Origin of the sequence: Micromonospora sp. BL1 (assembly GCF_003667485.1) — a bacterium.
In the GTDB taxonomy this organism is placed as follows: domain Bacteria; phylum Actinomycetota; class Actinomycetes; order Mycobacteriales; family Micromonosporaceae; genus Micromonospora; species Micromonospora tulbaghiae.
This window is the reverse complement of the sequence record NZ_RCVK01000369.1, coordinates 1-392: the sequence shown is the minus strand read 5'-3', so window position 1 is coordinate 392 and position 392 is coordinate 1. Positions and strand designations below refer to the sequence as shown.

Below are 392 nucleotides of genomic sequence, written 5' to 3'. Positions count from 1 at the left end.
GATCTCCCTGTGCACCAGCGGGTCGGGATCGGGCAGGCCGGTGGGGAGCAGGAAGACGAGCATGCCGAGCGCCAGGAAGGCGATCGGCATGGAGAGCGGCCGGCGTTCCAGCGCCCGGGGCAGGACCCCCGCCAGCAGCGCACCCACACCGACCACCGCGAACGCGACGTCCACCGGCTCCACGACCACCACCCTTCGCCGCGCCCGCGGGGCACGGGCAGGTGGTGACAGTCCATGCCCCGCCGAGGGCGTCCGTATTCCTCCCCGCCGCGCCGGTGCGGCGCGGGGATCACCTCCGGGCGAGGACGGGCGAGTCGGGCAGTGCCGCCAGCAGCGCCGCCGGGTCTTCGTAGACGGCCACCGCGCCGGCCCCGGCCAGCTCGCCGCGGCTG

1 pseudogene is annotated in these 392 nt (G+C 76.3%); it reads right to left on the bottom strand.

Annotated elements, in window-relative coordinates:
* Positions 1-183: pseudogene (locus EAD96_RS27700) on the bottom strand (sodium:proton antiporter); the annotation flags it as partial.
* Between the last annotated feature and the right edge of the window lie 209 nt (positions 184-392).